Consider the following 23,414-nt stretch of genomic DNA (forward strand, 5'->3'; position numbering starts at 1 on the left):
CCGGCGGAATCCGCCCCGCCCGCTCCTCCCCCGACCAGACCGCCTCCGGAGGCCTGATACCAATCGCCTCAAGCTACTACACTCTACACCAAGGTCGCCAAGACCGCGAAGCAGATCCTGCGAGGGGAAATATCTCTGCGTTCTTTGCGGCCTTCGTGTAAAAGCTTTGGGTGTTTGGTATAACGTAATACGTTACAAATTATCGGTGCCGAGCTGCGCGCGGATGACGGCCAGTGTGCGCTCCGTCGCGCCGCGGTTGGCTTCGCTCCATTCGCGCGCCGCGGCCGCCAGTTTTTCCCGTTGGGCGGAGTCCTGCAGCAATTCCACCGCCACGCTGATCAGCTCGCTGTGCGTCTCCACCTTGCGCACCGCGCCGGCCTCGGTGAGCGAGCGGATGATGTCGCGGAAATTCGTCATGCGCGGCCCGTGCAGCACCGGCTGGCCGAGGATCGCCGCCTCGACCGGCGTCTGGCCGCCCTCGTGCGGCGCCAGGCTCTTGCCCGTGAACACCAGGTCGGCCAGCTGCGTGAATTTCCGCAGCTCGCCCGTCGTGTCGCCGACGGCGACATCAACCGTCCCCAAGGCCGCGCCCTCGGAGCGGAAATGAAACTTCAACCCGCTCTTCTCCAGCAGGCCGCGCAGCTCCTCGCGTCGCTCGGCATGTCGCGGCACCAGCAGGAGTGACACCTTGAGCCCCTTCTCCCGCGCGGACTTGAGCGCCGTGACCAGCGCCACTTCTTCGCCGGCCCAGGTTGAGGAACCAAGCAGCACGAGCCCGGCGCCGAGACCGAGTTCACGCCTCAGCGCCGCCTTGTCCGCCTCGGCCAGCAGCGGAATGCTGACATCGAGCTTGAGATTGCCGGTGGTCTGCAACCGCTCCGGCGGAAACCCGAGCGCTTTGAACCGCTGCTCGTCGCGCTTCGCGGCGCACAGCACCCGGGTGATGCCGACAGCCAGCGGCCGCATGAGCGCGCGGAAGCGCAGCGAGCGCTTGAAGCTGCGGTCCGACATGCGGGCGTTGATGCTGATGACCGGCACGCGATGCGCCTGCGCCTGCGCCACATGCTCCGGCCAGCGCTCGCCCTCCATCAGGATGGCCAGGTCGGGCGCGACCTTCCGCCACGCCGCCGCGCTGAAGGCCCACCAATCGAGCGGGAAGTAGCCGATGCCCGCCGTCAGCGCGCCGTATTTCTCCTTCGCCAGCCGGTAACCGGTGCTGGTCGTGGTGGTCAGGTAAACCTCGACGCCGGCCTCGCGTTTGAACGACTCCAGCAACGGGGAAACAGCGAGCACCTCGCCCACGCTGACGGCCTGCAGCCAGATGCGTTTCACCCCGGCCGCCTTGGCCGGCAGCGGCGGCACATCACCGAAGCGGTGCCAGAAACCCTCGGCATAGCCGCCCCGCCGCCGCATCCGCCACAGGTAATAGGGCGACGCCAGCAGCAGCAGCGGGAGAAACAGAATTCTATAGATCCAGATCAAGGCGGGGTAACCACTAATGGACACTAAGAGACACTAATGATTAGTGAGGAATTAGTGTAGATTAGTGGTTAACTCCGGCTGCTTGGCTTTACTGGCCGAGGACCCACGCAAAGATCAGCGGCGCCACGATGGTCGCGTCGCTCTCGACGATGAACTTCGGCGTCTTGGCGCCGAGCTTGCCCCAGGTGATCTTCTCGTTCGGCACGGCGCCGGAATAGCTGCCGTAGCTGGTGGTCGAGTCGCTGATCTGGGCGAAGTAGCCCCAGAGCGGCACGCCGGTGCGGCCGAGGTCCTGATGCAGCATGGGCACGACGCAGATCGGGAAATCGCCCGCGATGCCGCCGCCGATCTGGAAGAACCCGATCGAGCCCTCGCCGTTGCGAAGCCGTTTCGCCGTCTTGGTATACCAGGCGGCCAGCCAGGTCATGTATTCGATGCCGGTGCGGACCGTGTGGACGTTCTTGATCTCACCGGTCACGACGCGACCGGCATACATGTTGCCGAGCGTGGCGTCCTCCCAGCCGGGGACGATGATGGGGAGGTTCTTTTCGCAGGCGGCGAGCATCCACGAGTTCTTCGGGTCGATCTGGTAATATTTCTTCAGTTTCCCGCCGCGCAGGATCTTATACATGAACTCGTGCGGGAAGAAGCGCTGGCCCGACTGGTCGGCGGCGAGCCACTCCTCGGCCACGGCGGCCTCGATGCGGCGCATGGCCTCGCCCTCGGGGATGCAGGTATCGGTCACGCGGTTCATGTGGCGGTCGACGAGATCCTGCTCGTCGTCGGCGGTGAGGTGGCGGTAGTGCGGCACGCGCTCGTAGTAGTCGTGGGCGACGAGGTTGAAGATGTCCTCCTCGAGGTTGGCGCCGGTGCAGACGATGGCGTGAACCTTGTCCTGCCGGATCATCTCGGCGAGGGTGATGCCGAGCTCGGCGGTGGACATCGCGCCGGCGAGGGTCACGAGCATCTTGCCGCCGGCCTGCAGGTGGGTCTCGTAGCCCTTGGCCGTGTCGAGCAGCGCCGCGGCGTTGAAATGGCGGTAATTCAGCGCGATGAACTTGGAAACCGGCCCCTTCTTTTTCGCCAGGGCGGCATTGACGTGTTCGGGCAGTTTCTTGAGGCGTTTGGCTTTGATCATTTCCCACCCAGCTAGAAACCGGCGCCGGCTTTTGGCCACACTAAATTCGGCGGCCTCGCCGTTCAGTGGAGGGCTCAGCTCCAGCTGAGCCGCGGCCCAGCTGGAGCTGGGTCCTCCAATATTCAGCCCTACCTCGAAACTTGCAGTCGGCCCGCGGGTCCGAAGACTCCTCCTCCGTCATGCTCCTCTCCCGCCCCGCCCGCTTCCGCCTCGCCTTCACCGCCCTGCTGCTCGCGCCCCTGCTGGCCTTGGCCGCCGACTTCCCGCACGAGACCAGTGACCTGCCCGCCGATCCGGGCGTCATCTGGGGCAAGCTCGACAACGGCCTGCGCTACGCCCTCCAGCACAACCCCGAGCCCCGCGGCCGGGTCAGCGTCCGCCTCGCCGTGCGGGTCGGCTCGATCTACGAGAACGACAACCAGCGCGGCCTCGCCCATTTCCTCGAGCACATGGCCTTCAACGGCAGCCGGCACTTCCCGTCGGCCAACGTCGTCGAGTTCTTCCAGCAGCTGGGCATGGAGTTCGGCGGCGACACCAACGCCTCCACCGGCTTCGACCGCACTGTCTACCAGCTGGAGCTGCCCGACACCAAGCCGGAAACCCTGCGCCAGTCGCTCACCTTCTTCGCCGACGTCGCCGGGGGCCTGCTGCTGGAGACGAAGGAAATCGAGAAGGAACGCGGCATCATCCTGAGCGAAAAGCGCGCCCGCGACTCCGTCGGCCTCCGCACCTTCCAGGCCGAGCTGGAGTTTCTCGTCCCCGAGACCCGGTTCCCGCAGCGCCTGCCCATCGGTATCGACAAGGTCATCCAATCCGCCGACCACAACCGGTTCGTCGAGTTCTACAACGCCTGGTATCGCCCCGAGCGGATGGTGCTGATTCTCGCCGGCGACTTCGACCCCGCGGCCGTCGAGCCGTTGATCAGGGAACTCTTTGCCCCGCTCGCCGCCCGCGCCCCCGCGCTGCCGGAGCCACGCCTCGGCTCGGTCGCGCCGTCCGACGATGTCGTCGCCCTGCTGCACACCGAGAATGAGGCCGGCAGCACCAATGTCGCCCTCGAGACGGTCGTGCCCTACGCCTTCGAGCCCGACACCGCCGCCAACCGCCTCAAGGACCTGCCGCGCACGCTCGCGCTCAGCATGCTCAACCGCCGGCTCTCCATCCTCTCCAAGAAGGAAGGGGCGCCCTTCCTCAGCGGACTGGTCGGCGTGACCGAGCAGTTCGACTTCTTCCGCAACGCCTCCATCGAGCTCAACTGCCGCCCCGACCAGTGGTCGGCTACGCTCGCCGTCGCCGAGCAGGAGCTGCGCCGCGCCCTCGACCACGGCTTCCAGCCGGAGGAGCTCGCCGAGGCGGTCGCCGAGATGCAGAACAACCTGGAGCAGGCCGTCCAGACCGCGCCGACCCGTCGCTCCCCCGGCCTTGCCGACAAGCTGGCCGACGACCTGATCGACCGCAACGTCACCACGCACCCCAAGGCCGACCTCGCGCTCTACGCTCCCGCGCTGGCGGCCATGACGCCCGAGGCGTGCGCCGCCGCCCTCAAGGCCACCTGGAACGAGGCCGCAGGGCGCCGGATTTTCGTCAGCGGCAACCTCGAGCTGGCCAAGGCGCCGCAGAACATTTCCGCCGCCTACGCCGCCAGCCGGCGCACCATTGTCACGCCGCCGGCCCGCACCGCGTCGGCCGCGTTCGCCTACACGGATTTCGGCAAGCCCGGCAAGGTGGGCGACACCAAGGCCGTGGACGACCTCGGTGCCACGCTCGTCGAGTTCAAGAACGGCGTGCGTCTCAACCTCAAGCCCACCGACTTCGAGGCCGGCCGCATCCGGGTCTCCGTCCGCATCGGCGGCGGCATGCTCACGCTGCCACCCGGCCAGCGCGGCCTCGCCCTTCTCGCCAATGTCGCCTTCACCACCGGCGGCCTCGGCAAGCACAGCGTCGACGACTTGCAGCGCCTCCTCGCCGGCAAGACCGTCGGGCTCGGCTTCGGCGCCCAGACCGACGCCTTCACCTTCACCGGCACCACCAACCGCGACGACCTCCTGCTGCAACTCCAGCTCTTCTGCGCCTACCTCACCGACCCGGGCTACCGGCCCGAGTCCCTGCGTCAGGTGCACAAGGCCGCCGACCAGATTTACACCCGGCTCGCCCACACGCCCGACGGCCCGCTGGAGCTCGAGGTCGCCAACCTCCTCGCCGGCGGCGACCCCCGCTTCGGCCTGCCCCCGAAGGAAGTTCTCCTGGCCCGCACGCTCGACGAGCTGAAAGCCTGGCTCACGCCGCAGTTCGCCAAGGGCCCCATCGAGATCGCCATCGTCGGCGACTTCGATCCCGCCGCCACCCTCACCGCCGTGGCGCAGACCTTCGGCGCGCTGGCCAAACGCCAGAAAAAGCCCGGCTACGACGACGCCCGCCAGGTCGCCAAGCTCGCCGCGCCCGTCGCCAAGGCCTACACCGTCGAGTCCGAGATTCCCAAGGCCCTCGTCCGCCTCTACTGGCCCGCCACCGACAACCGCGACGTCAAGCTCGCCCGCCGCCTGCGGCTGCTGGCCGACGTGTTCGCCGACCGCCTTCGGGTGAAGATCCGCGAGGAGATGGGCAGCACCTACAGCCCCGGCACCGCCACCGACCTCAGCGAGACCTACCCCGGCTACGGCTACCTCATCGCCGAGGCCACCGTGGCTCCCGACGACACCCGCCGCATCGCCGACGCCATCAAGGCCGTGGCTGCCGCCCTGCACGACGGCGGCGTCACCAATGAGGAACTCGTCCGCGCCAAGCAGCCGGTGCTCACCGCCCTGCGCGAGAGCGCCCGCACCAACGGCTACTGGCTGGGCACCGTCCTCGCCGCCGCGCAGGAATTTCCCGAACACCTCGAGTGGAGCCGCAGCCGTTACAGTGACAATGAGAGCGTGACCGTGGAGGAACTGAGCGCCCTGGCGAAAGAGTATCTCGATCCGGCCCGCGCCTCCGAGTTCATCGTCACGCCCGTCCCGCCGAAACCAGTCGGGCCGTGATGGGCCCTAGCTTACGCTTTTGCCGGAAATCGTGGCACCCGGGAAAAGCGTCCGTTCAAAAAGCGGTTCTTGAGCATGAAACACTTAACCTGCATTTAGGTGCTTATGCCGCTCCCAGAACTCACGCTTTTCGCTGAAGCTGAATAACACTGTTGGGCAAAACCATGCGCATTGTATTCTTACTCGCCCTGGTCAGTTCCGCTGTCGCCGCCGATCCGGTGGTGATTCGCGAAGTGACCAAGAAGACCTATCAAGCGGGCATCGCGGCCAATGCTGTCGTGGTGTTCGACGTAAATTGGGGCCGCCACTGGAATTGTGGCGGCTACGAGAATGCCGAGCTCATGAAGCTGGAGTTCGACCGCGTAACGGGTGAGCCAAAGACCCCCGACGCGAAAGCCGACTTCATCGTAGACGGACCGTCACGGCTAACTCGCACGCTGCGATTCCTCAATTACGCATTCATTCTTCCTCCGGGCGAGTATGCTCTGAGTGGTGTCAGCATTAAGGTCGCTCGGTCTGTCTCCGACGTTGGCTACTTGAATGCGAAGCGGTCGGATTTGATTAAGGATGGTAGGCCGGAGGGAGGGACTTTTACGGCCTCGGCCGGCGAGATCGTCTTCATCGGGAATTTTTTCCTCGATTGCCAGACGGGGCCAATGCTTTGGCGCTATTATCCCGAAACGAAAGAGGCATTTCAAAAGCAAGTGGTCGAGTATCGAACCAAGTATCCGTTTCTGGAGCAGGACAGGTTTCGCTATCGCCTGCTCAAATCGAAGTTTTTCGGAAGCGATTATGAATTGCCCAAGTAAGAAGGCTAACCGGACGCCAGAGCCAACGGACCCGAACGGCCGTGGCTCAGCTGGAACGCCAGGCAAAGAACAGATTCTTGCCGCGGGCTTCGGCGGGCGGGAACTCAGGGTGTCGCGCGCTCCAACTTCAGGTTCAGCAGCGGCACAAGCAGCAGCAGCCCGACACACGTGAGCCCCAGCACGGCGTAGCCCGCGGCATCGTGCACCGTGCCGTTGATGGCCCCGGGGCCGTAGGCGTAGGCCCAGCCGGTGAGGAACAGGCTGCGCGCCAGGTTCATCAGGAAGGCGAAGATCATCGACGCCACCACCAGCGTGACCTTCTTCCACGGCTGCTCGAAAAACGTCGCGCCGAGGAACGACCCGGCGAAGAGGCACGCCGTCAGCGACCGGATGCCCGAGCAGGCGTCGGCCACGCCGACCGGCCCCTTCGGCAGCATCAGCACGTTGCCCTGCTGCTCGAGCGGGAAGCCGAGCATGTCGAACACGAAGGCCACCACCGTCACCACCTTCCGCAACAGGAAGAGGCTGACCTGCGACTCGACGGCCGAGACCAGCGGCGCTGAGACCAGCCAGACCAGCACGGGAAAGATGAACAGCGCCGCCACGCGGTAGCGGCCGTCGGCGAAGAGGGCCATGAAACCATTGCCATTGGAGGGCTCGCGTCCCTGCGAGCCGGCCCGCAGAGACGCGGGCCCTCCATTCGGCGCATTGAAATAAATCAGCGGCAGCACGATCGCCACCATGCCGAGCGTCAGCGCAAAGGTGCCGGGCTGCGACGTGCCCGCGCCGGCGCGGTAAAAGGCCCCGAGCAGGAAAAACAACGCCCCCCCGAGCAGCCCGAGGCCCGCCGCCGCGTTGAGCGCCCATTGCACCCAGCGCGCACTGGCCGGCCCGGACTCCGCCGCGCGCAGGCGCCCGAGCAGCTGCGGCCAGCGGTCATAGACGACATAGGCGGTGAACAGCGGCACGAGCCAGCCGAACGAATAGTCCTCCTTCCGGCTCCACCAGTGCGACTGGTCCCACGCGACGAAGGCCATGAAGCCCGTCGACAGTCCGAGCGCAGCGAGGAACGGTGCGGGTGGTTTCGAGAGGGCTTGGGGCTGGTCGGTCACGCTGGGCCGAGCAAAGGCAAACCCGGTGACGCTGCAAGCCCGGTGGAGCGGCTTGCCCTCAAGACGCTTTCTGTAGGGCGGGATCACCGTATCCCGCCACGAACGTGATATACCTTTCGAACGGAGGCGGGATACGGTGATCCCGCCCTACAATTTCAAATCTGCGCTCCACCTTCCGCCAATCCCTGTTTTGACATCCCCGCCCCGCCGGCCAAGCCTGCCCCGGAACATGGACCACCTGCACGCCTACTGGCGGATGGAATACATCGAGGCGCCCCGCCTCCCCGAGGGCGCGAACGTCTTCGCGGAGCTGCCCAAGCTGGGGGACGACGCCACGGCGTTCATCATCCACCGCAGCCCGCTGTCCTACCTCATCCTCAACCGCTATCCCTACAACCCGGGCCACCTGCTCGCCGTGCCCTTCCGCGCCGCTTCGGACATCGCCGAACTCACCGCGGCCGAACGCGCCGACCTGATGGACGAGATAATCCTCGGCAAGGAGATCCTCCGCGCCGCCATCAATCCCAACGGCTTCAACGTCGGTTTCAACCTCGGCGCCGCCGCCGGCGGCAGCATCCCGCACCTCCACGCCCACATTGTGCCGCGCTGGAACGGCGACACGAACTTCATGCCCGTCATCGGCCAGACCCGTGTGCTCCCGCAGTCCCTCGCCGCGATGTATGCCCGGCTCAAGGAAGTGGCTGAAAGCCTTAAGCTCTAAGCCGAAAGCTTTAAGCAGAACCGGTCCGAACACCCTGTTGCCAAACCAGCTTAAAGCTTATCGCTTACTGCCTACCGCTCCTCAACCCGTGCCCGACTCCAAGACGCTCCAATACCCGAACGCCCGCCACCTCAACCAACTCTATGGCGGCAACGAGGACAATCTCACCCGCGTGGAAAAGGCGCTCGGCTGCCGGCTTACCACCCGTGACGACTGGCTGAAGGTCGAGGGCCCCGCCGAGGCCGTCACGCGCACCGCGGAATTCTTCGCCCTGCTGAACTCCGGCAAGACCCAGGGCCTGGCCGTGCGCACGCCCGACTTCGTCCGGCTGCTCGACCTCTACGCCAAGGACGGCGGCGCCAGCCTGCGCGCGCTGGTCAACGAGCCGCTCGTCATCGCCACCCAGCGCAAGAGCGTCGTCCCGAAAACCCTCGGCCAGAAACTCTACCTGCAGGCTATCCAGAAGAACCCGATCGTCTTCGGCATCGGCCCCGCCGGCACGGGCAAGACCTACCTCGCCATGGCCGCGGCCATCTCCGCCCTCCTGAAGAACCAGGTGCAGCGCATCGTGCTCACCCGCCCGGCCGTCGAGGCCGGCGAGGCGCTCGGCTTCCTGCCGGGCGACCTGCGCGAGAAGATCCTTCCCTACCTCCGCCCGCTCTACGACGCGCTCCACGACATGCTCGACCCCGAGGACGTCGCGACGCTGTCGGAAAAGGGCGTCATCGAGATCGCCCCGCTCGCCTACATGCGCGGCCGCACCCTGGCCAACGCCTACATCATTCTCGACGAGGCGCAGAACACCTCGCACGAGCAGATGATGATGTTTCTCACCCGTCTGGGCGACGACTCGCGCATGATCATCACCGGCGACATCACGCAGATCGACCTGCCGCGTAACAAGACCTCCGGCCTCGTCCAGGCCCCGCGCGTGCTGCGCAACATCCCGGGCATCGAGTTCCACCACTTCACCGCCAGCGACGTCGTGCGCCACCCGCTCGTGCAGAAGATCATCGACGCCTACGAGCAGGCCCGGTCGGCCGAGCCCATCGGGCCGGGTTGATTTTGGAGGGCCCGCGTCTCTGCGGGCCGGCTCGCAGGGACGCGAGCCCTCCACCAAGCCAATGAACCGCGAAGTCGCCATCACCAACCGCCACCCACGCCTGCGCTTCCGCCGGGCGGAGGTGGCGCGTGTCATTCACGTTCTCGATACCGGTTTCGTGAAATCCCCTCTGGAGAGGGGCCTGTCGGCCATAGGCTCGGCGACGGCTGATGCCGCAAAGCGCCGGGGGGTGTCGGCGGTCCCGGCCGGCGAACTCTCCCTCGTCTTCCTCACCGACCCGGCGCTGGCGAAGATCCACGGCGATTTCATGGCCGACCCGACGGCGACCGACGTCATCACCTTCGCGGGCGAGCCGACGGCCCTGGGCTCCGAAGCCTTGGCGAAGGAGGCCGGCCTCGCCGGCGAGATCTGCGTCTCGGCCGACACGGCCGCTCGGTATGTAGGGGCGTCCCTTGTGGACGCCCGCGGGCGTCCACAAGGGACGCCCCTACAGGAAAAATTCTCCGCCGAACTGACCCTCTACGTCGTGCATGGCTGGCTCCACCTGGCCGGCTACGACGACCTGCAGCCCGCCAAGAAGCGCCGCATGCGCGCGGCCGAGGCCCGGGCGATGAAGCTGTTGCGGGCGGCGAAAGCCGTGCCGGAATTTCGCCTGGCCTAAGAACACAAACAATTCTCCGCGGATTGCGCGGATACTCGCAGATGCAATCCATCGGACCCGCAATTGTTTTTTGCAGTAATCCGCGCCCATCCGCGTCATCCGCGGAAAATGCATGAGGGTATGGGCTATTGGCACGTCCAAAAAAATCAGTGGCGTCCCGGTTCATCTGTGATTCACTGCGCCGTTCATGCCCTCCTCCCGTTTCACTTCCCTTCGCAACGCCTTCCTCACGGGCTTGGTGCTGGTCGCGCCACTGGTCGCCACCGTTTGGGTGCTGCGCCTGATCATCAGCTTTGTCGGCGGCTCGATCACGCCGTTGTTCCTGCCTTATCTGCCCGAGATGCTGAGCCACCTGCCGTCCCTCGTCTGGGACGTGCTGGCCACCCTCATCGCGCTCGGGTTCGTCACCCTGCTTGGTTATGTCTCGCATCTTTTCCTCGGGCAGTTCGTGGGCGCGCTCGGCGAGCGTTTGATCCAGGGCATCCCGGGCATCGGCGGCTTCTACAACAGCGTGAAGCAGTTCATCGAGACCTTCGGGGCGAAAGACCGCACGCAGTTCAGCAAAGTCGTGCTCGTGCAGTTCCCGCGGCCCGGTGCCTACACCATCGGCTTTGTCACCAACACCGGCCAGGGCGAACTGCACACGCACTTCAAAAACGACCACTGGGCCGTGTTCGTCCCCACCTGCCCCAGCCCGGTCAACGGCTTCTTCATGTATCTGCCCGCGATGGAACTCATCGAACTCGATATGTCGGTCGGCGATGGCATGAAGACCGTCATCTCCTGCGGCGCCGTCCTGCCGACCTGGAATGACCCGGCCGCGGCGAAGGCCGCGCTGAAAAAAAACTGACGGGAGGGCCGCGTCCCTGCGGGCCGTTCTTCTTGCTCGAAACGGCTCGCAGGGACGCGAGCCCTCCAAGGCAAGCCCCCCACCTTCATTCTCCAGTCTGTCCTCCGTCCTCTGATATCTGTCCTCTGCAATGCCCGGCCAGCAGCTCCAAACCACGGCGTTCATCCTCGCCAAGCAGCCGTCGGGCTCCGACACCTTCGAGCAGCTGACGGCGTTCTCGGCCGGGGACGGCGTGCTGCACTGCCTGCGCCGCGTCGCAACCGGTAGGGTGCGGACTCCGCTCCGCGCCTCCCCCGAGGTCCCCACCAACCTCGACCTGTTCGACGAAACCGAACTGTGGCTCGAGTCCTCCAACCAGGGCCGCACGTGGTTCATCAAGGAGCACCGCCTCATCCAGCGCCACGACGGCATCGGCCGCTCCTACGACACGCTCCGCGCCGCCGCCGCCCTCGGCGCGTTGCTCAGCCGCAATCCCGTGCCCGACGAGTCCCGCGAGGCCGTCGCCGGCCTGCTGCGCTCATCCTTCACCGCCCTCGCCGCCGGCGGCCGGCCTGACATCGTCTGGCTCAAGACCCTCTACTGCCTGCTGCGCGACGAGGGCTACCCCGTGAAGCAACAGTGGTGGCCGCAGCTCAACGCCGCCGACCGCGACCACGCCGCGCACCTGCTCAACCAGCCGCTCGCCGCCCAGATGGCCGACGCGCCCACCGTGGCCCGCATCACCCACCGGCTCGAGGACTGGGTGCGGGCGGAGACCGAGATCAGACTGTAGGGCGGGATCACCGCATCCCGCCTCGAGGGTCTTATTATTTTCGCGGGAAGGCGGGATGCGGTGATCCCGCCCTACACTTGCCGGTTCCCTCTTTCCTTCCGTGTATTCCGTGCCTGCCGCGCCGTAGCTCTTGTCAGAGAGTGAAGGAGGGTGTTCCGTGGTGCCGTCTTCATGAATTTCTCCCTCGAAAACCGCACGGTCAGCCTGAGCGTCGGCGAATTCGCCGGCTTCACCCTCGGCCCGTCGGACTCCGGCGGCGGCTCGCAGGGCATCTGGCGGGCCCAGCTCGGCCAGCACTGGCACAACGATCTGCAGAAGCGCACGCTCGCCGAGTCGCCCGCCGCCCAGTTCGAAGTCGTCATCGACGGCCGCATCACGCACCGCGGCTGGACCTTCGCCCTCAGCGGCCGCATCGACCAGCTTCTGCCTGAATCCCCTCTAGAGGAGGGTGGCCCACCGGGCCGGGGTGTGTTGCTGCGCGAGATCAAAAGCGTCATGCGCCCGCTGCCGGCAGAAGAGACCGACCTGCGCACGGACTACCCGGCCTACTTCCTCCAACTCGCCGCCTACACGGTGCTGGTCCGGGCCTCGGCTTCTGGCTCTGCGCTCCCTGCTCCCCGCTCCAAGCTGGTTCGCGCCGAGCTCGTCTTCGTCGAGGCCGGCTCGGGGCTCGCGCAGACCATCGCGCTCACGCCATTCGACGAGGCGTTGGTCCACCACCAACTCGACGCCCTCGTCGAGTTTCTCAACCTGCGGCTCCGCGCCACCGAGCGCCGCCGGGCGCTGACATTCCATCCGGCCTTCCCTTCGTTGCGCGCCGGGCAGGAAACCATCCAGCAGAATCTGTCCTCTGCCCTCCGTCCTCCGCTGGCCGCGCCGAAGCTTTCGTCCGGCGAAAGCGAAGGCGGGGCCTCTGTCGTCTTGTTCGAGGCCCCGACCGGCTACGGCAAGACCGGCTGCGTGCTTGAGTTCGCGCTCGGGCAGATGAAGGCCGGCCGCTTCGCCCGGCTCATCTGGCTGACCGGCAAGTCCACCGGCCAGCTGCAGGTTGTCCACACCCTCCAGCAGATGACCGGTGGAACCGGGCCTCTGGACCGGTTTTCTGCGACCCCCGCCGAACCAACCCGTCCGGAGGCCGGGTTTCACCCTCTCGCCTTCTGGCAGGTGCGCAACAAGTCCGAGCACTGCATCAACCACACCTTCCACTGCGTGCGCGACGGCTGCGATTTCCTGAAAGACTGCGCCGAGCGCTGGCCCGACAGCGGGCTGGCCAAGTTCTACCTCGACGACCGCCAGCCGCGCGACCTCGCCACCCTGCGCGCCGCCGGCCGCGAGGCCCGCATCTGCCCCTACGAGATCACGCGCGCCTCGCTCGCCTTCAACGACGTGTGGATCGGCGACTTCAACTACGTCTTTGCTCCCGACAACCGCGGGCTTTTCTTCGACCAGCCTGGTTTCGACCCGGCGGAGACGCTGCTGGTCATCGACGAGGCGCACAACCTCCCCTCGCGCGTCGCCGGCGCCCACTCCCACCGCGCCACCGACACCGACGCCCGCTTGCTGCTGGCCGAGCTCGACCACTTGCAGGCTCCGGCCACCCTCGTGCTGGCGCTGGAGGAATGGACGCGCCTGCTCGCCTCGCTCCGGCCCGCCGACTCGCTCGATCCCGCCATCGAGGCCGAGGTGCACGACCATGTGGCGAAACTGGCCAATCTCGTCAGCACGCAGCCACTGGACTACGCCGCGCTCGGCCCGAAGCACGCGGAAACGCTCTGGTCGTTCGGACAGCTCGCTGAATTTCTCGATGACGCCAAACTCACCAAACTCCTGTGGGTGGCCCGCGAGGGCGAACTGGAGTTCACCTGTGTGGACGCGGCGCCGGCCATCGGTGAAATCCTGAAAACCTTTGGCGGTGCGATCCTGATGTCCGCCACGCTGCAGCCTTACCCCGAGTTCGCCGCTTCGTGCGGGCTGGTAGGGCGAGTCGTCCCCGACGAGCCGCGGCTCACCGAGACGGTTCGCCCTACCTATGCCACCCTCCACGCGCCCACGCCCTGGCGGGCCGGGGCCTACGATGTCGCCGTGGACCTGCGCGTCAGCACCACGTTTCGCGAGCGCAGCACCTACTACGGCACGACTGCCGCGACGGTGGAAGAACTGCATCGAGCTTCCTCCCTTCAGGTTTCAGGTCTCAGGTCTCAGGTCTCCACAGCGACAGCCGCCGTCGCCGTCTTCTTCCCCTCTTACGCCTACGCCGAGGCGGTGCTCCGCGCGTTGGAACAGAACGGCTCGGTGCTCCGCGTCGCCCTGCAGCCGAAGCTCCCCGATCTCACGGCGCAGACGGCGTGGATCGAGGAGAACGTCGCCCTGAGCGACGCGCTCTTCCTCGTGCTCGGCAGCAGCTTTGCCGAAGGCATCGATCTGCTCGGCGGCCGCGTGAGCCACGCCATGGTCGTCGGCCCCGCCCTGCCCGAGGTCAATGCGGTGCAGAAGGCGCGCATGGACGCGCTGGCCGGGCTTGGCCGCGAAGCGTCGTTCCGCCGCGTCTACCAGATCCCCGGGCTGCAGAAGGTGAACCAGGCCGTCGGTCGCCTCGTGCGCGCGCCCGGCCAGCACGCCAAGATGCTGCTGCACTGCCGGCGCTTCGCCGAGCCGTCCTACGCCGCGCTGCTCGCGGCGGACTACCAGATGTTCAAGGAGATCGCCTCCGAGTCCGACCTCCGCGAGTGGTTGGACGGGACGGGCTAGAACGACTTGTCCGGCTTGGTTTTGATTGGCGCACTCGGTTCCAATTCGAACTTCTCCGTCTTCACCTCGCGGGTGAAGCGGGCCAGTGGTTTGGCGGCCAGCAGCACCAAATCGGCGTGCTCAAGCCAATCCGGATACCGCGCCACCCACTTGCCATTGCGAATGACCCGGGCGGATGAAACCCCGCATATCGTCCAGCGGTGAGGGGTGCCCGCAGGGCGGGGGGTGTCGAACACCGCGCGCCGGCTCAGACCGCGTCGACCTCGCCGAGCAGGTTGGCGAAGATCATCTTGCCACTTCCGCTGGGCAGCACGCCGATGATCTCGGCCGTCACGCGCTTGCCGACGAAGGCCCGGCCGTTGTTCACGACGACCATGGAGCCGTCGGGGAGATAGCCGAGCGCCTGGCCGTCCTCCTTGCCGGGCTTGAGCAGCTCGACGCCGATGCTCTCGCCGATGACAAGCTCCGGGCGGAGCGCGGTTTCCAGCGCGTGCAGGTTGAGCCAGGACACGCCCTGGAACTTCGCCATCGTGGCGAGGTTGGTGTCGGTCGTGAGCAGCTTGGCGCGCATGGACTGGGCCAGGAAGACCAGCTTGGCCTCGATGTCCTGGCGGCGGGCGACCTCGCTCTGGTGGATGCGGATGTCGAGGTGCTTGATGGCGCGCAGCTCGTTCAGCACCTGCAGCCCGCGGCGACCGCGGGCCTGCTTGACCGGGTCGGGCGAGTCGGCGATGGCCTGGAGCTCGGAGAGCACGAAGCTGGGGATGACCAGCCCCGCTCCGAGGAACTGCGTCTGGCAGATCCGGGCGATGCGGCCGTCGATCAGCGCGGTGGCGTCGACCACCACCAGCGGCACGTCCACCTCGTGGGGCACGAACCGCACGTAGGGGATGACGAGGTTGAAGTCGTCCTTGCCGCGCAGAGCGATCACGGTGCCGAGGTAGGTGCAGACGACGAACAGCACCATCTGGACGAGGTAGGTCGTCTGCTGGTTGAATTCACGTCCCTGGGGTGGGTTGAGCAGCGGCGAAATCCCGATCAACCAGGCAATGGCCGCACCGATGGCGAGGCCGAAAGTCAGGGCCGTCAGGCCGCGCAGGGAAAAGCCCTTGAGCATCAGGTCGACCAGCACCACGAGGGAGCCGATCATCAGACCGATGGACACGGCGAGCCCGCGGTGGCTGTCCCATTCCTGCACGGTGTAGCAGATCAGCCAGCTGCCGATGGCGCAGAGGGCGATGAAGACTATCCGGATGACGATCAGCGTTTTATTCATACCACGGGGCGGCGAATCAATTGAATACTCCCTTGTTTTTCAGCCACAGCAAGACAAAGGGCAGGACGCCGAGGAAAATCATGACCCCGTAGAGAATCAGCTGGGCCCGGTGGGCCTTCTTCTGCAGTTCGGGATCCAACTCTTCCATGCGCGGCATCCGACCAAGCGGGTGCGCGGTTGACAACGTTATACTGGCGGGGCCGGTGCATCCCTCTTTCGAGGGGGCCAAACGGTTCTTGGAATCGACCGCCGCCGCCGTAATTTTTCCGTCTACGCTTACCCCCTCTCCCAGCCCCTCTCCGGTCCGGTCCGTGATAGCCGCGGCGCTCGGCCTGTTGGTGTCCCTGCTCCCCGCCGCGGAGCCGGCGCCCGCCACCCTGCGCACGGCCGCGGAGGCGCTGGCGCTGCCCCCGGAGGTGGCGATGACGCACCTGCCGGTGGCCATCCGCGGGATCGTCACGGCCGCGGAGCCCGATTGGGCCGGCAAGTTCTTCGTGCAGGACGAGAGCGGCGGCATCTTCGTCAGCAACGCCGGCCGGCAACCCGCGGTGGGCGACGTGGTGGAGGTGACCGGCGTCACCGGCCCCGGGGCGTTCGCGCCGGTGATCAGCAACGCCCGCTGCACCAAGGTGGGCCGGGCGCCGCTGCCGCCGGCCCGGCACGCCACCATCGAGCGGCTGATGGCGGGCGCGGAGGACAGCCAGCGGGTGGAGATCACCGGCCTGGTGCGCGCCGCCTATTTCGCGCCAACCCGCAAGCTGCTGGTCGAGGTGTCCCTCGGCGCCTACCGCATCCGCGTCTTTCCCAAGCTGCCGCCGCAGATCAACCCGGAGTCGCTCATCGCCGCCAAGGTCACCGTGCGCGGCACGGCCGCGACCTCTTTCAATGCCGCCCTGCGCCAGCTGACAGCCGTGAACCTTTACGTGCCCACCGCCGAGGACTTCGTGGTGGAGCAGCGCGAGCCGCATCCGCCGTTCGAGCAGCCCGTCGTCAAGCTCGGCGACATCGCCCGTTACCGGCCGAATGTCAGCCTGGGCGAACGGTTGCATGTCAGCGGGACGGTGACCCTGCAGCGGGTCGGCCAGGATTTTTATATCCAGGATGACACGGGCGGCCTGCACCTGGAGAGCCAGCAGAACACGCCGCTCCTCGCCCCCGGGGACGTGGTCGAGGCCGTGGGCTTCCTGGAACTCATCAACTTCCAGCCGGTGCTGAAGGACGCCGTCTTCCGCCGGGGGCAGGAAACCGCGCTGCCCCTCCGCGGCCGCGCCGTGCCCTACGAGGAACTGCGCAACGGCCAGCACCCGGCCGAACTCATCGTGCTGCGCGGCAAACTGCTCGACCGCAGCCTCCGGCCGGTGCGCCGCGACGGCGCTTCCTTCGCCGGCCAGCGCGTCACCTGCACGATCCAGACGCCCGACCTGACCTTCACCGCCGAGTGCGAGGAAGCCACGGACAACCTCCGCCTTGCTGCCGTGCCGCTCGGCAGCCTCGTCGAGCTGCACGGTATCGCCACCTTCGAGACGGGCGATGACGGCAAGCTGAAGGCCCTGAACCTGCTGCTGCCCGAGGCCAGCAGTCTCGTGGTGCTGGAGACGCCGAGCTGGTTCACCGCCGAGCGGCTGCTCGTCGGCCTGGCGATCGTCTGCGTGCTGCTGGCGGGCCTCGCCGCGTGGTCGCTGTCCATCGCGAAGAAGAATGCCATGCTGGGCATCCTGATCGCGGAACGGCAGAGGGCCGAGCGGGAGCTCCAGCAGGCGCACGACCACCTGGAGGAGCGCGTGCGGGAGCGCACCGAGCAGCTCAAGGTCGAGATGACCGCGCGCAAGACCGCGGAGCTCGAGTTCCGCGCCGTGCTGTCCGAGCGCACCCGGCTGGCCCGCGAGCTGCACGACACGCTCGAGCAGGCCCTGACCGGCATCGCGCTCCAGCTCGACACCGCCGCCAAGCTTTTCTCGCGCAACCCGGAGGACGCCAGCCAGCGGCTCGAGCTGGCCCGGGGCTTCCTGCGGCAAAGCCAGCTGGAATTGCGCCGCTCGATCTGGGACCTGCGCTCGCGGGAGCTGGAACAGTTCGACCTCGCCGAGGCGCTGACCATGGCGAGCCGGCAGATCGCGACCGGCACGCCGCTGCACGTGGACGTGGCGATCACCGGCAAGCGGCGGCGGCTGCCCGAGATCGTCGAGGAAAACCTGCTGCGCATCGGCCAGGAAGCCATGACCAACGTCGTAAAGCATTCCCACGCCACCCGCGTCGTGCTGCGCCTGGAATTCCTACCGAACTCGGTCGCTCTCGAGATCCGGGACAACGGCCGTGGCCTGAGCGCCGAACGCGTCGGGGCTTATGAAGCGCGCCAATTCGGCCTGCTGGGCATGAGCGAGCGCGCCAAGCGTCTCGGCGGCCGTCTCGACCTCTCGGGCACCCCCGGCGAGGGCACCACCGTGCGCGCGGTCATTCCGCTGGAAACCGCCGCCGAATCCCCGGTCCCGCCCGTCCCCGCCATCATATGACCAAGGAACCCGCCGTCCGCATCCTCGTCGTCGACGATCATTTCATCGTCCGGATGGGCCTCATTGCCCTGATCAACACCGAGCCCGACCTGGCGGTCATCGGCGAGACCGACGACGGCGACCAGGCCATCGCGCTGTTCGAGAAACTGAAGCCCGACCTCGTGCTGATGGACTTGCGGATGCCGCGCCGCTCGGGCACCGAGGCCACGCGGCACATCCGCCAGATGGCCCCGGCCGCGCGCGTGCTGATGCTGTCCGCCTTCGACGGCGACGCGGACATCCACGCCGCCCTCGAGGCCGGCGCGCACGGCTACGTGCTGAAGAGCGCCACCGGCGAGGATCTGATCCCGGCCATCCGCGCCGTCGCCGCGGGCAAGCGCTGGATCCCGCGCGAGGTCGCCACGCGCCTCAAGTCACGGAACGCCTACGAGGAGCTCACCGCGCGCGAGATCGACGTGCTGAACCAGCTGGCCCGCGGCCTCGCCAACAAGGAGATCGCCGACGAACTGAAGATCAGCGAATACACGACGAAGGACCACCTGAAGAGCATCCTCGCCAAACTGCGGGTCGCGGACCGCACGCAGGCCGTCACGGCCGCGCTGTCGCGCGGCATCATCCGGCTGTGAGGTTTCCGTCCCGCCGCCTTGCTGGCCTCGGCACCGCGGCCGCCCTGCTGGCCTTGCTGCCGGCCGCGGCGGCGGCGCGCGCCATCGAGGCGCAATACGACCGCCTGCTCCTCACGCTCTGCGACGCGCTGGTCGCGACCCAGATCACCGACCCGGCTTCGGCCGATTGCGGCGCCCTGGTCTGCCCGAGCACGAACCCGCAGGTCCATCCGCTCCATTCGCGCGCGGCCGAGGCGGTCTATCCTTTCGCCATCGCCTGGCGGCGCACCCACGACCCGCGCTACCGTGATGCCGCCGTCAAGCTGGCGCGCTGGCTGATCGGCAAGCAGCAGCCGCGCGGGGCGTGGGGCGAGGCGTGGCCCAACTTCGACGGCTGGGCCGGGACCACCGCCGACCAGCTCATTTCCCTCGCCGGAGCCTATCCGTTCTTGCGGAACGAACTCACGCCCGCGGACCAGACGGCCTGGGAGGGTGCGATCCGCCGGGCCGCGGCGTATATCGTGCAGGCCTTTCCCGTCGGCAACATCAACTATCATCCCACCGGCGCCGTCGCGCTGTTGCTCGCGGCCGAGGCGGTGCGCGACCCGGTGCCCGCGTGGCTCGCCAAGGCGGACGCCCTGGTCGCACTGACCTTCCGGGCCGTGAATGCCGACGGATTGCTGACTGGCGAAGGCCAGGGCGTCGACCTCGGCTACAACCTGGCCCAGTCGATCGGCTTTCTCGCCCTGTATGGCATCCTGAAATCCGATGAATCGATCCAGGAGCGCGCCGCCGCACTGCTGCGCACGCATGCCTCCTTTGTCTACCCGAACGGGGCCGTCGACAATTCCTGGGGCACACGCTCCTACAAATGGACCTATGAAAGCGGCACCAAGACGGCTCCCGGAGTCTATTTCACCTTTGCGCTCCTGGCGGACCGGGATCCGGACTTCGGCGCGGCCGAACAAAGCTGCCTCGACTACCTGACCACCCACGCCCTGCACGACGGCCTGGTCACCACCGGGCCGCATGCGGACCAACATGCTTCGCTCACTCCGCCCTGCCTCTACTCCACGTTTGCCCGCGCGCAAAGCATCGCGATGGCGCTCACCTATGCCCCTGGCCGGGCCGCCCGCGGCCCGGCGGTCCGGCAAAAAAACTGGCACCGTTTCTTTCCGAGCGTCGGCGTCACGGTGCTGCGCACCGATCACCTCATGGCCACTGTTTCGGCTTATGGCGCGATTGACCGCTACGGACGCGGCCAGGTCAGCCGCGGTGGCAGCATCACCAATTTGTGGCTCGAGGGCTTCGGTGCCACCGGATTCGCGCAGTCGTCCTCCGTCAGTGTTTACCGTCGCGAGGAGGACATCCACATGCCCGACGAGTCCGCCCTGCAGCCGCTGACGCCCCGCGCCGAGTGCACGATCGATGGCGTTTACTACACCACGCTCTTCGAGGCGGAGGGCAGGATGAGTGTCACCGAGGAACCCGGAGCCGTCGTGGTCACCACCGAGGGCCGGCTGCGCAGCAGTACGGGGGCAGCCGCCGGGGTGACGTATCGGCTGACGCACCGCTTTTTCGGCGACCACGTGACGAAGGAGTGGACGTTCGTGTCGCCGCACCCGCAGGTCATCCGGCTCGTCGAACCCTTCGTCCGGGACCCCGACCTCGTGGTGGCGCAAACGGCGCCCCAACGAGTGCGCCTTGGTTTCGGGGGCGACAAGGCCTGGGCGTTCGCGGTGGAGCGCGCCCCCACCGGCAACACCCTCACTTGCAATGAAGATGCCACGCCGTATTGGAGCCCCTTTCCCGGGGTGAACGGCCGGCCCGTCATCGTCACCTTGACCACGACACCCGGCCAGCCGACGACCGTCGAAACCTCCTTCGGGCCCGACCCAGTCTCCCGGAAGCCGTAGGGCGGCATCGACGGACGCTGAGTGGAGGGCGCGCGTCCCTGCGCGCCGGTTCGATCGCCAACGGCCCGCCGGGATGCGGGCCCTCCAGTTACTTCTTCTCCGGCACCTTGAGACCGAGCGCCTCGATGTAGCCGCGGTTCGGCTCGCAGCGGGCGAGTTCGATCTGCTTGAGCAGGTCGGCGAAGGCCTCCTCGATTTCGGTCTGCGGCGGGCGCAGCGGCAGGTTCTTCTTCACCTGGTCGGAACCGGTGCGATCGGGCAGCGCGGCGAAGGCGACGATCCGGTCCCAATGTACCGGCGGATTGAAATGAACGAAGCCGGCCGGGCTCGACATCTTCTTGTAGGGCCAGAAGGTCCAGCCGATGTCGTGCGCCTCGAGCAGCTGCCGGAAGGCCGCCACCCACTCGTCCTTGTTCTCACCGGTCTCGCCGATCCAGACGGGGACGTTGTGCTTCGCGCGGAAATCGAGGTAGGGGCGGATCGAGTCCTCGGTCGGCGGCATCCAGTATTTGTGGAAAGTGTAGGAGAGGTTGGCGGCGGGCGGCGCGCCGAGCAGCGAGAAATCCGAATCCCAATTCACGCCGGTCAGGCAGACCATGTGGTTCGGGTCAATGGCCCGCACGGCTTCCAACACGCGGTGCAGGAGCGGCTCGACCAGGACCCTTTGTTTTTCCCAGCCGGGGAAGGCCGGCATCGGTTCGTTCAACAGGTCGTAGCCGAGGATCACCGGCTCGTCGCGGTAGTGTCGCGCGAGATTGCGCCAGACGGTGAGCAGCTGTCCCTGCGCCATCGCGCTCTCGAACAGCCACGGGTAGCCGCGGCTGTCGTCGATGTTCGTGCCGTTCTGGCCGCCGGGAGCGCAGTGCAGGTCGAGGACGAGCAGCAGGCCGGCGGCGCGGCTCCATTCGACCAGCCGGTCGAGCCGGCGGAAGCCCTCGCCGTCCGCCGCGAGGAAGAATTTGTAGTGCAACGGCACGCGCAGCGTGTTGCACCCGGCCCGGGACAGAAAATTGATGTCCGCCGCAGTCACGTAGCGATCGCGATAGGTTTGCCAGAACGCCACGGCCTGGTCGGGTCCAAGCAGCACCTCGACCATCGCCTCGATCTCCCGCGGCGACTGCGGGCCGTCCTTGAGCCGCCACATGTAGCCCTCGGGCACGAGCCAGTTGCCGAGGTTGGTGCCCTTGATGTGCAGCGCCGAGCCGTCGGGCCTGATGAATCGCTGCCCGTCGACGCGGACGAACTGGGCGGACAGCGCGGGCGGCAGCAGCAGCGCGAGGCAGATGACGGCCAACGGCCTCATGGGAAACATCAATGCACCATCAGCGTAATGATCGAATGGGCCGGACTGGCCGCGGCGGCCACGCCGCCGTCCAGCTGCAGGTTGAACGGCTGGTCCTGGTCCGTCGTGTTCAGCACGACCACGGCGATGCTGCCGTCGGGGTTGCGGAAGGCCGTTGTCTCGAGCGTGTCGATCGTGGCCGAGCTGACAATACGGCGTGCCCCGGGCCGGATGAATTTCGAGAAGTGCCCGATGTAATAGAACGAATTCATGAACAGCAGCTCGCCGGTCTTGGTGTCGGCGTGGACCGGCGCGTAGCAGAAATTCTGCACGTGGTTCGGGCCGCCGGTCTCGTCGAGCAGAATGTTCCAGTCGGTCCAGCCTTCCGCGCCGTTGTTGAAATCGTGGATCAGCGCCGTGCCGTAGCTCTCGCCCCAGTGCCACTCGGTCATCTTGGCCCGGTCCCAAGGATACAGGCAGGCCTCGGTGAGCATGACATGGGTCTTCGGGTAGGCCTCTTTCACCAGGCGCACGTTGTCGTAGGAGTCGTTGACATACCAGTGGAAGCCGATGCCCCAGACGTATTTTGCCGCCGCCGGGTCGTCGAGCATCACGCGGGCGCGCTCATACATCAGCGTGCGGTTGTGGTCCCACGCGATGATCTTCCGGCCGCCGAGGCCGTTCTTCGCCAGCACCGGTCCGAGGTGGTCGCGGACGAAATCGCGTTCCTCCTCCGCCGTGAAGAAACACGACTCCCAGCTCTGGATCGCCATCGGTTCGTTCTGGACGCTCAGGCCCCAGACCGGGATGCCGGCGGCCTCGTAGGCTTGGACGAACTTCACGAAGTAGCGCGCCCAGGCGTCGGCGAACTCCGGCTTCAGCTTGCCGCCGTGCAGCATGTCATGGTTGTCCTTCATCCACGCCGGCGGGCTCCACGGGCTGGCAAACAGGGTGAGCTTGCCGCCGGCCGTGGCGATGGCGTCCTTGATGAGCGGGAGGCGATATTGCCGGTCGTGGTCGATGGAGAAAGTCTTCAGTTCGGCGTCGTTCTCGGCGACGTAGGTGTAGCTGCCGCTCGAGAAGTCGCAGCTGTGGATGCTGGTCCGGGCGAGCGAATACCCGATGCCCTCCTTCGGATCGTAATAGGCCTTGATGAATTCGCGGCGTTTCGCTTCCGGGAGCCGGGCGTAGGTCTCGGCGGCGGCGTCGGTCAGGGCACCGCCGATGCCCAGGATCGACTGGAACTGTTTCCCGGCGTCGACGAACACGTATTGCTGCTTCTCCGTGAGCGCGGCCGACGGGGCGAGGGTCAGCGGGGCGGACGGGGCCAGGCGCTGGCCGGTGGCCTGCGCCGTGACGAACACCTCGACGGTGCGCTGGGCGCGGGCGGTGGCGGCGAGCGCGGCCAGCAGGCCAAGGAGCGGAAGGATTTTATGGGGGGTAGGCATA

19 protein-coding genes are annotated in these 23,414 nt (G+C 66.9%); 11 read left to right on the forward strand and 8 right to left on the reverse strand.

The annotated features are described in order from the left end of the window. Window positions 1-192: 192 nt before the first annotated feature. Both BLU29_RS01665 and BLU29_RS01670 read right to left on the reverse strand, forming a co-directional pair. Window positions 193-1,482, reverse strand: coding sequence for a glycosyltransferase N-terminal domain-containing protein (locus BLU29_RS01665; RefSeq protein WP_091054849.1), 1,290 nt, complete (start codon window positions 1,480-1,482; stop codon window positions 193-195). Between the two features lie 88 nt (window positions 1,483-1,570). Continuing rightward, window positions 1,571-2,620 carry a deoxyhypusine synthase family protein gene (locus tag BLU29_RS01670; protein WP_091054850.1) on the reverse strand — a complete coding sequence of 350 codons (1,050 nt, stop codon included), beginning with the start codon at window positions 2,618-2,620 and terminating at the stop codon, window positions 1,571-1,573. 179 nt (window positions 2,621-2,799) lie between these two features. On the opposite strand from BLU29_RS01670, the gene BLU29_RS01675 reads away from it, so the two are divergent. Together BLU29_RS01675 and BLU29_RS01680 are read left to right on the forward strand one after the other, a co-directional pair. After that, window positions 2,800-5,640 carry an insulinase family protein gene (locus BLU29_RS01675; protein ID WP_091054851.1) on the forward strand — a complete coding sequence of 947 codons (2,841 nt, stop codon included), beginning with the start codon at window positions 2,800-2,802 and terminating at the stop codon, window positions 5,638-5,640. A 164-nt stretch (window positions 5,641-5,804) separates the two neighbouring features. Further along, the gene (locus BLU29_RS01680) at window positions 5,805-6,449 is read left to right on the forward strand and encodes a hypothetical protein (RefSeq protein WP_091054852.1); all 645 of its coding nucleotides are present in this window, start codon (window positions 5,805-5,807) and stop codon (window positions 6,447-6,449) included. Window positions 6,450-6,553: 104 nt separating this feature from the next. On the opposite strand, the gene BLU29_RS01685 is transcribed toward BLU29_RS01680, so the two are convergent. Beyond that, window positions 6,554-7,561, reverse strand: coding sequence for an exosortase/archaeosortase family protein (locus BLU29_RS01685; RefSeq protein WP_231962289.1), 1,008 nt, complete (start codon window positions 7,559-7,561; stop codon window positions 6,554-6,556). 229 nt (window positions 7,562-7,790) lie between these two features. On the opposite strand from BLU29_RS01685, the gene BLU29_RS01690 reads away from it, so the two are divergent. The 6 genes from BLU29_RS01690 (at window position 7,791) to BLU29_RS01715 (ending at window position 14,376) form a co-directional block, all read left to right on the forward strand. Next, the gene (locus tag BLU29_RS01690) at window positions 7,791-8,282 is read left to right on the forward strand and encodes an HIT domain-containing protein (protein ID WP_091054853.1); all 492 of its coding nucleotides are present in this window, start codon (window positions 7,791-7,793) and stop codon (window positions 8,280-8,282) included. 88 nt (window positions 8,283-8,370) lie between these two features. Further along, the gene (locus BLU29_RS01695; RefSeq protein ID WP_231962290.1) at window positions 8,371-9,345 is read left to right on the forward strand and encodes a PhoH family protein; all 975 of its coding nucleotides are present in this window, start codon (window positions 8,371-8,373) and stop codon (window positions 9,343-9,345) included. 61 nt (window positions 9,346-9,406) lie between these two features. Continuing rightward, window positions 9,407-10,006 carry an rRNA maturation RNase YbeY gene (ybeY, locus tag BLU29_RS01700; protein WP_091054855.1) on the forward strand — a complete coding sequence of 200 codons (600 nt, stop codon included), beginning with the start codon at window positions 9,407-9,409 and terminating at the stop codon, window positions 10,004-10,006. 187 nt (window positions 10,007-10,193) lie between these two features. After that, a complete protein-coding gene (locus BLU29_RS01705) occupies window positions 10,194-10,856 on the forward strand; it encodes a DUF502 domain-containing protein (protein WP_091054856.1) in 663 nt (220 codons plus the stop codon). A 130-nt stretch (window positions 10,857-10,986) separates the two neighbouring features. Then, window positions 10,987-11,628, forward strand: coding sequence for a hypothetical protein (locus BLU29_RS01710; protein ID WP_091054857.1), 642 nt, complete (start codon window positions 10,987-10,989; stop codon window positions 11,626-11,628). 171 nt (window positions 11,629-11,799) lie between these two features. Beyond that, window positions 11,800-14,376 carry a helicase C-terminal domain-containing protein gene (locus BLU29_RS01715; RefSeq protein ID WP_091054858.1) on the forward strand — a complete coding sequence of 859 codons (2,577 nt, stop codon included), beginning with the start codon at window positions 11,800-11,802 and terminating at the stop codon, window positions 14,374-14,376. Here BLU29_RS01715 and BLU29_RS17780 read toward each other — a convergent pair. Genes BLU29_RS17780 through BLU29_RS18660 form a run of 3 tightly spaced genes read right to left on the reverse strand, consistent with a single transcriptional unit; the run spans window position 14,373 to window position 15,800 of the window. Continuing rightward, on the reverse strand, window positions 14,373-14,612 hold the full coding sequence (locus BLU29_RS17780; protein WP_157693553.1) for a hypothetical protein: 240 nt from the start codon (window positions 14,610-14,612) through the stop codon (window positions 14,373-14,375). The genes BLU29_RS01715 and BLU29_RS17780 overlap by 4 nt on opposite strands. Before the next feature lie 11 nt (window positions 14,613-14,623). Then, a complete protein-coding gene (locus BLU29_RS01720; RefSeq protein WP_091054859.1) occupies window positions 14,624-15,652 on the reverse strand; it encodes a PIN domain-containing protein in 1,029 nt (342 codons plus the stop codon). Between the two features lie 16 nt (window positions 15,653-15,668). Next, on the reverse strand, window positions 15,669-15,800 hold the full coding sequence (locus BLU29_RS18660; RefSeq protein ID WP_255401153.1) for a hypothetical protein: 132 nt from the start codon (window positions 15,798-15,800) through the stop codon (window positions 15,669-15,671). Window positions 15,801-15,963: 163 nt separating this feature from the next. On the opposite strand from BLU29_RS18660, the gene BLU29_RS01725 reads away from it, so the two are divergent. Genes BLU29_RS01725 through BLU29_RS01735 form a run of 3 tightly spaced genes read left to right on the forward strand, consistent with a single transcriptional unit; the run spans window position 15,964 to window position 20,683 of the window. Further along, entirely contained in the window at window positions 15,964-18,162 is a 2,199-nt protein-coding gene (locus tag BLU29_RS01725; RefSeq protein WP_157693554.1) for a histidine kinase, read from the forward strand. After that, the gene (locus BLU29_RS01730) at window positions 18,159-18,788 is read left to right on the forward strand and encodes a response regulator transcription factor (protein WP_091054861.1); all 630 of its coding nucleotides are present in this window, start codon (window positions 18,159-18,161) and stop codon (window positions 18,786-18,788) included. Before BLU29_RS01725 ends, BLU29_RS01730 begins: the two co-directional genes overlap by 4 nt. Continuing rightward, window positions 18,785-20,683: a hypothetical protein gene (locus BLU29_RS01735; protein ID WP_091054862.1), complete on the forward strand. Its 1,899-nt coding sequence runs from the start codon at window positions 18,785-18,787 to the stop codon at window positions 20,681-20,683. The genes BLU29_RS01730 and BLU29_RS01735 overlap by 4 nt, the downstream gene beginning before the upstream one ends. Window positions 20,684-20,771: 88 nt before the next feature. Here BLU29_RS01735 and BLU29_RS01740 read toward each other — a convergent pair whose 3' ends face one another. Both BLU29_RS01740 and BLU29_RS01745 read right to left on the reverse strand, forming a co-directional pair. Then, on the reverse strand, window positions 20,772-21,986 hold the full coding sequence (locus BLU29_RS01740) for a cellulase family glycosylhydrolase (protein ID WP_197677747.1): 1,215 nt from the start codon (window positions 21,984-21,986) through the stop codon (window positions 20,772-20,774). A gap of 8 nt (window positions 21,987-21,994) precedes the next feature. Further along, a complete protein-coding gene (locus BLU29_RS01745; RefSeq protein WP_091054864.1) occupies window positions 21,995-23,413 on the reverse strand; it encodes a glycoside hydrolase family 30 protein in 1,419 nt (472 codons plus the stop codon). Window position 23,414: the final 1 nt, after the last annotated feature.

It is taken from the genome of Opitutus sp. GAS368 (assembly GCF_900104925.1).
Classification (GTDB): Bacteria; Verrucomicrobiota; Verrucomicrobiia; order Opitutales; family Opitutaceae; genus Lacunisphaera.

Bases quoted from the DNA above. Each gene is read 5' to 3' on its own strand.
- BLU29_RS01710 (WP_091054857.1), top strand. From the start codon at position 10,987: ATGCCCGGCCAGCAGCTCCAAACCACGGCGTTCATCCTCGCCAAGCAG.
- BLU29_RS01740 (WP_197677747.1), bottom strand. From the start codon at position 21,986: ATGAGGCCGTTGGCCGTCATCTGCCTCGCGCTGCTGCTGCCGCCCGCG.
- BLU29_RS01745 (WP_091054864.1), bottom strand. From the start codon at position 23,413: ATGCCTACCCCCCATAAAATCCTTCCGCTCCTTGGCCTGCTGGCCGCG.
- BLU29_RS01720 (WP_091054859.1), bottom strand. From the start codon at position 15,652: ATGAATAAAACGCTGATCGTCATCCGGATAGTCTTCATCGCCCTCTGC.
- BLU29_RS01680 (WP_091054852.1), top strand. From the start codon at position 5,805: ATGCGCATTGTATTCTTACTCGCCCTGGTCAGTTCCGCTGTCGCCGCC.
- BLU29_RS01705 (WP_091054856.1), top strand. From the start codon at position 10,194: ATGCCCTCCTCCCGTTTCACTTCCCTTCGCAACGCCTTCCTCACGGGC.
- BLU29_RS01675 (WP_091054851.1), top strand. From the start codon at position 2,800: ATGCTCCTCTCCCGCCCCGCCCGCTTCCGCCTCGCCTTCACCGCCCTG.
- ybeY (WP_091054855.1), top strand. From the start codon at position 9,407: ATGAACCGCGAAGTCGCCATCACCAACCGCCACCCACGCCTGCGCTTC.
- BLU29_RS18660 (WP_255401153.1), bottom strand. From the start codon at position 15,800: ATGGAAGAGTTGGATCCCGAACTGCAGAAGAAGGCCCACCGGGCCCAG.
- BLU29_RS01670 (WP_091054850.1), bottom strand. From the start codon at position 2,620: ATGATCAAAGCCAAACGCCTCAAGAAACTGCCCGAACACGTCAATGCC.
- BLU29_RS01690 (WP_091054853.1), top strand. From the start codon at position 7,791: ATGGACCACCTGCACGCCTACTGGCGGATGGAATACATCGAGGCGCCC.
- BLU29_RS01715 (WP_091054858.1), top strand. From the start codon at position 11,800: ATGAATTTCTCCCTCGAAAACCGCACGGTCAGCCTGAGCGTCGGCGAA.
- BLU29_RS01730 (WP_091054861.1), top strand. From the start codon at position 18,159: ATGACCAAGGAACCCGCCGTCCGCATCCTCGTCGTCGACGATCATTTC.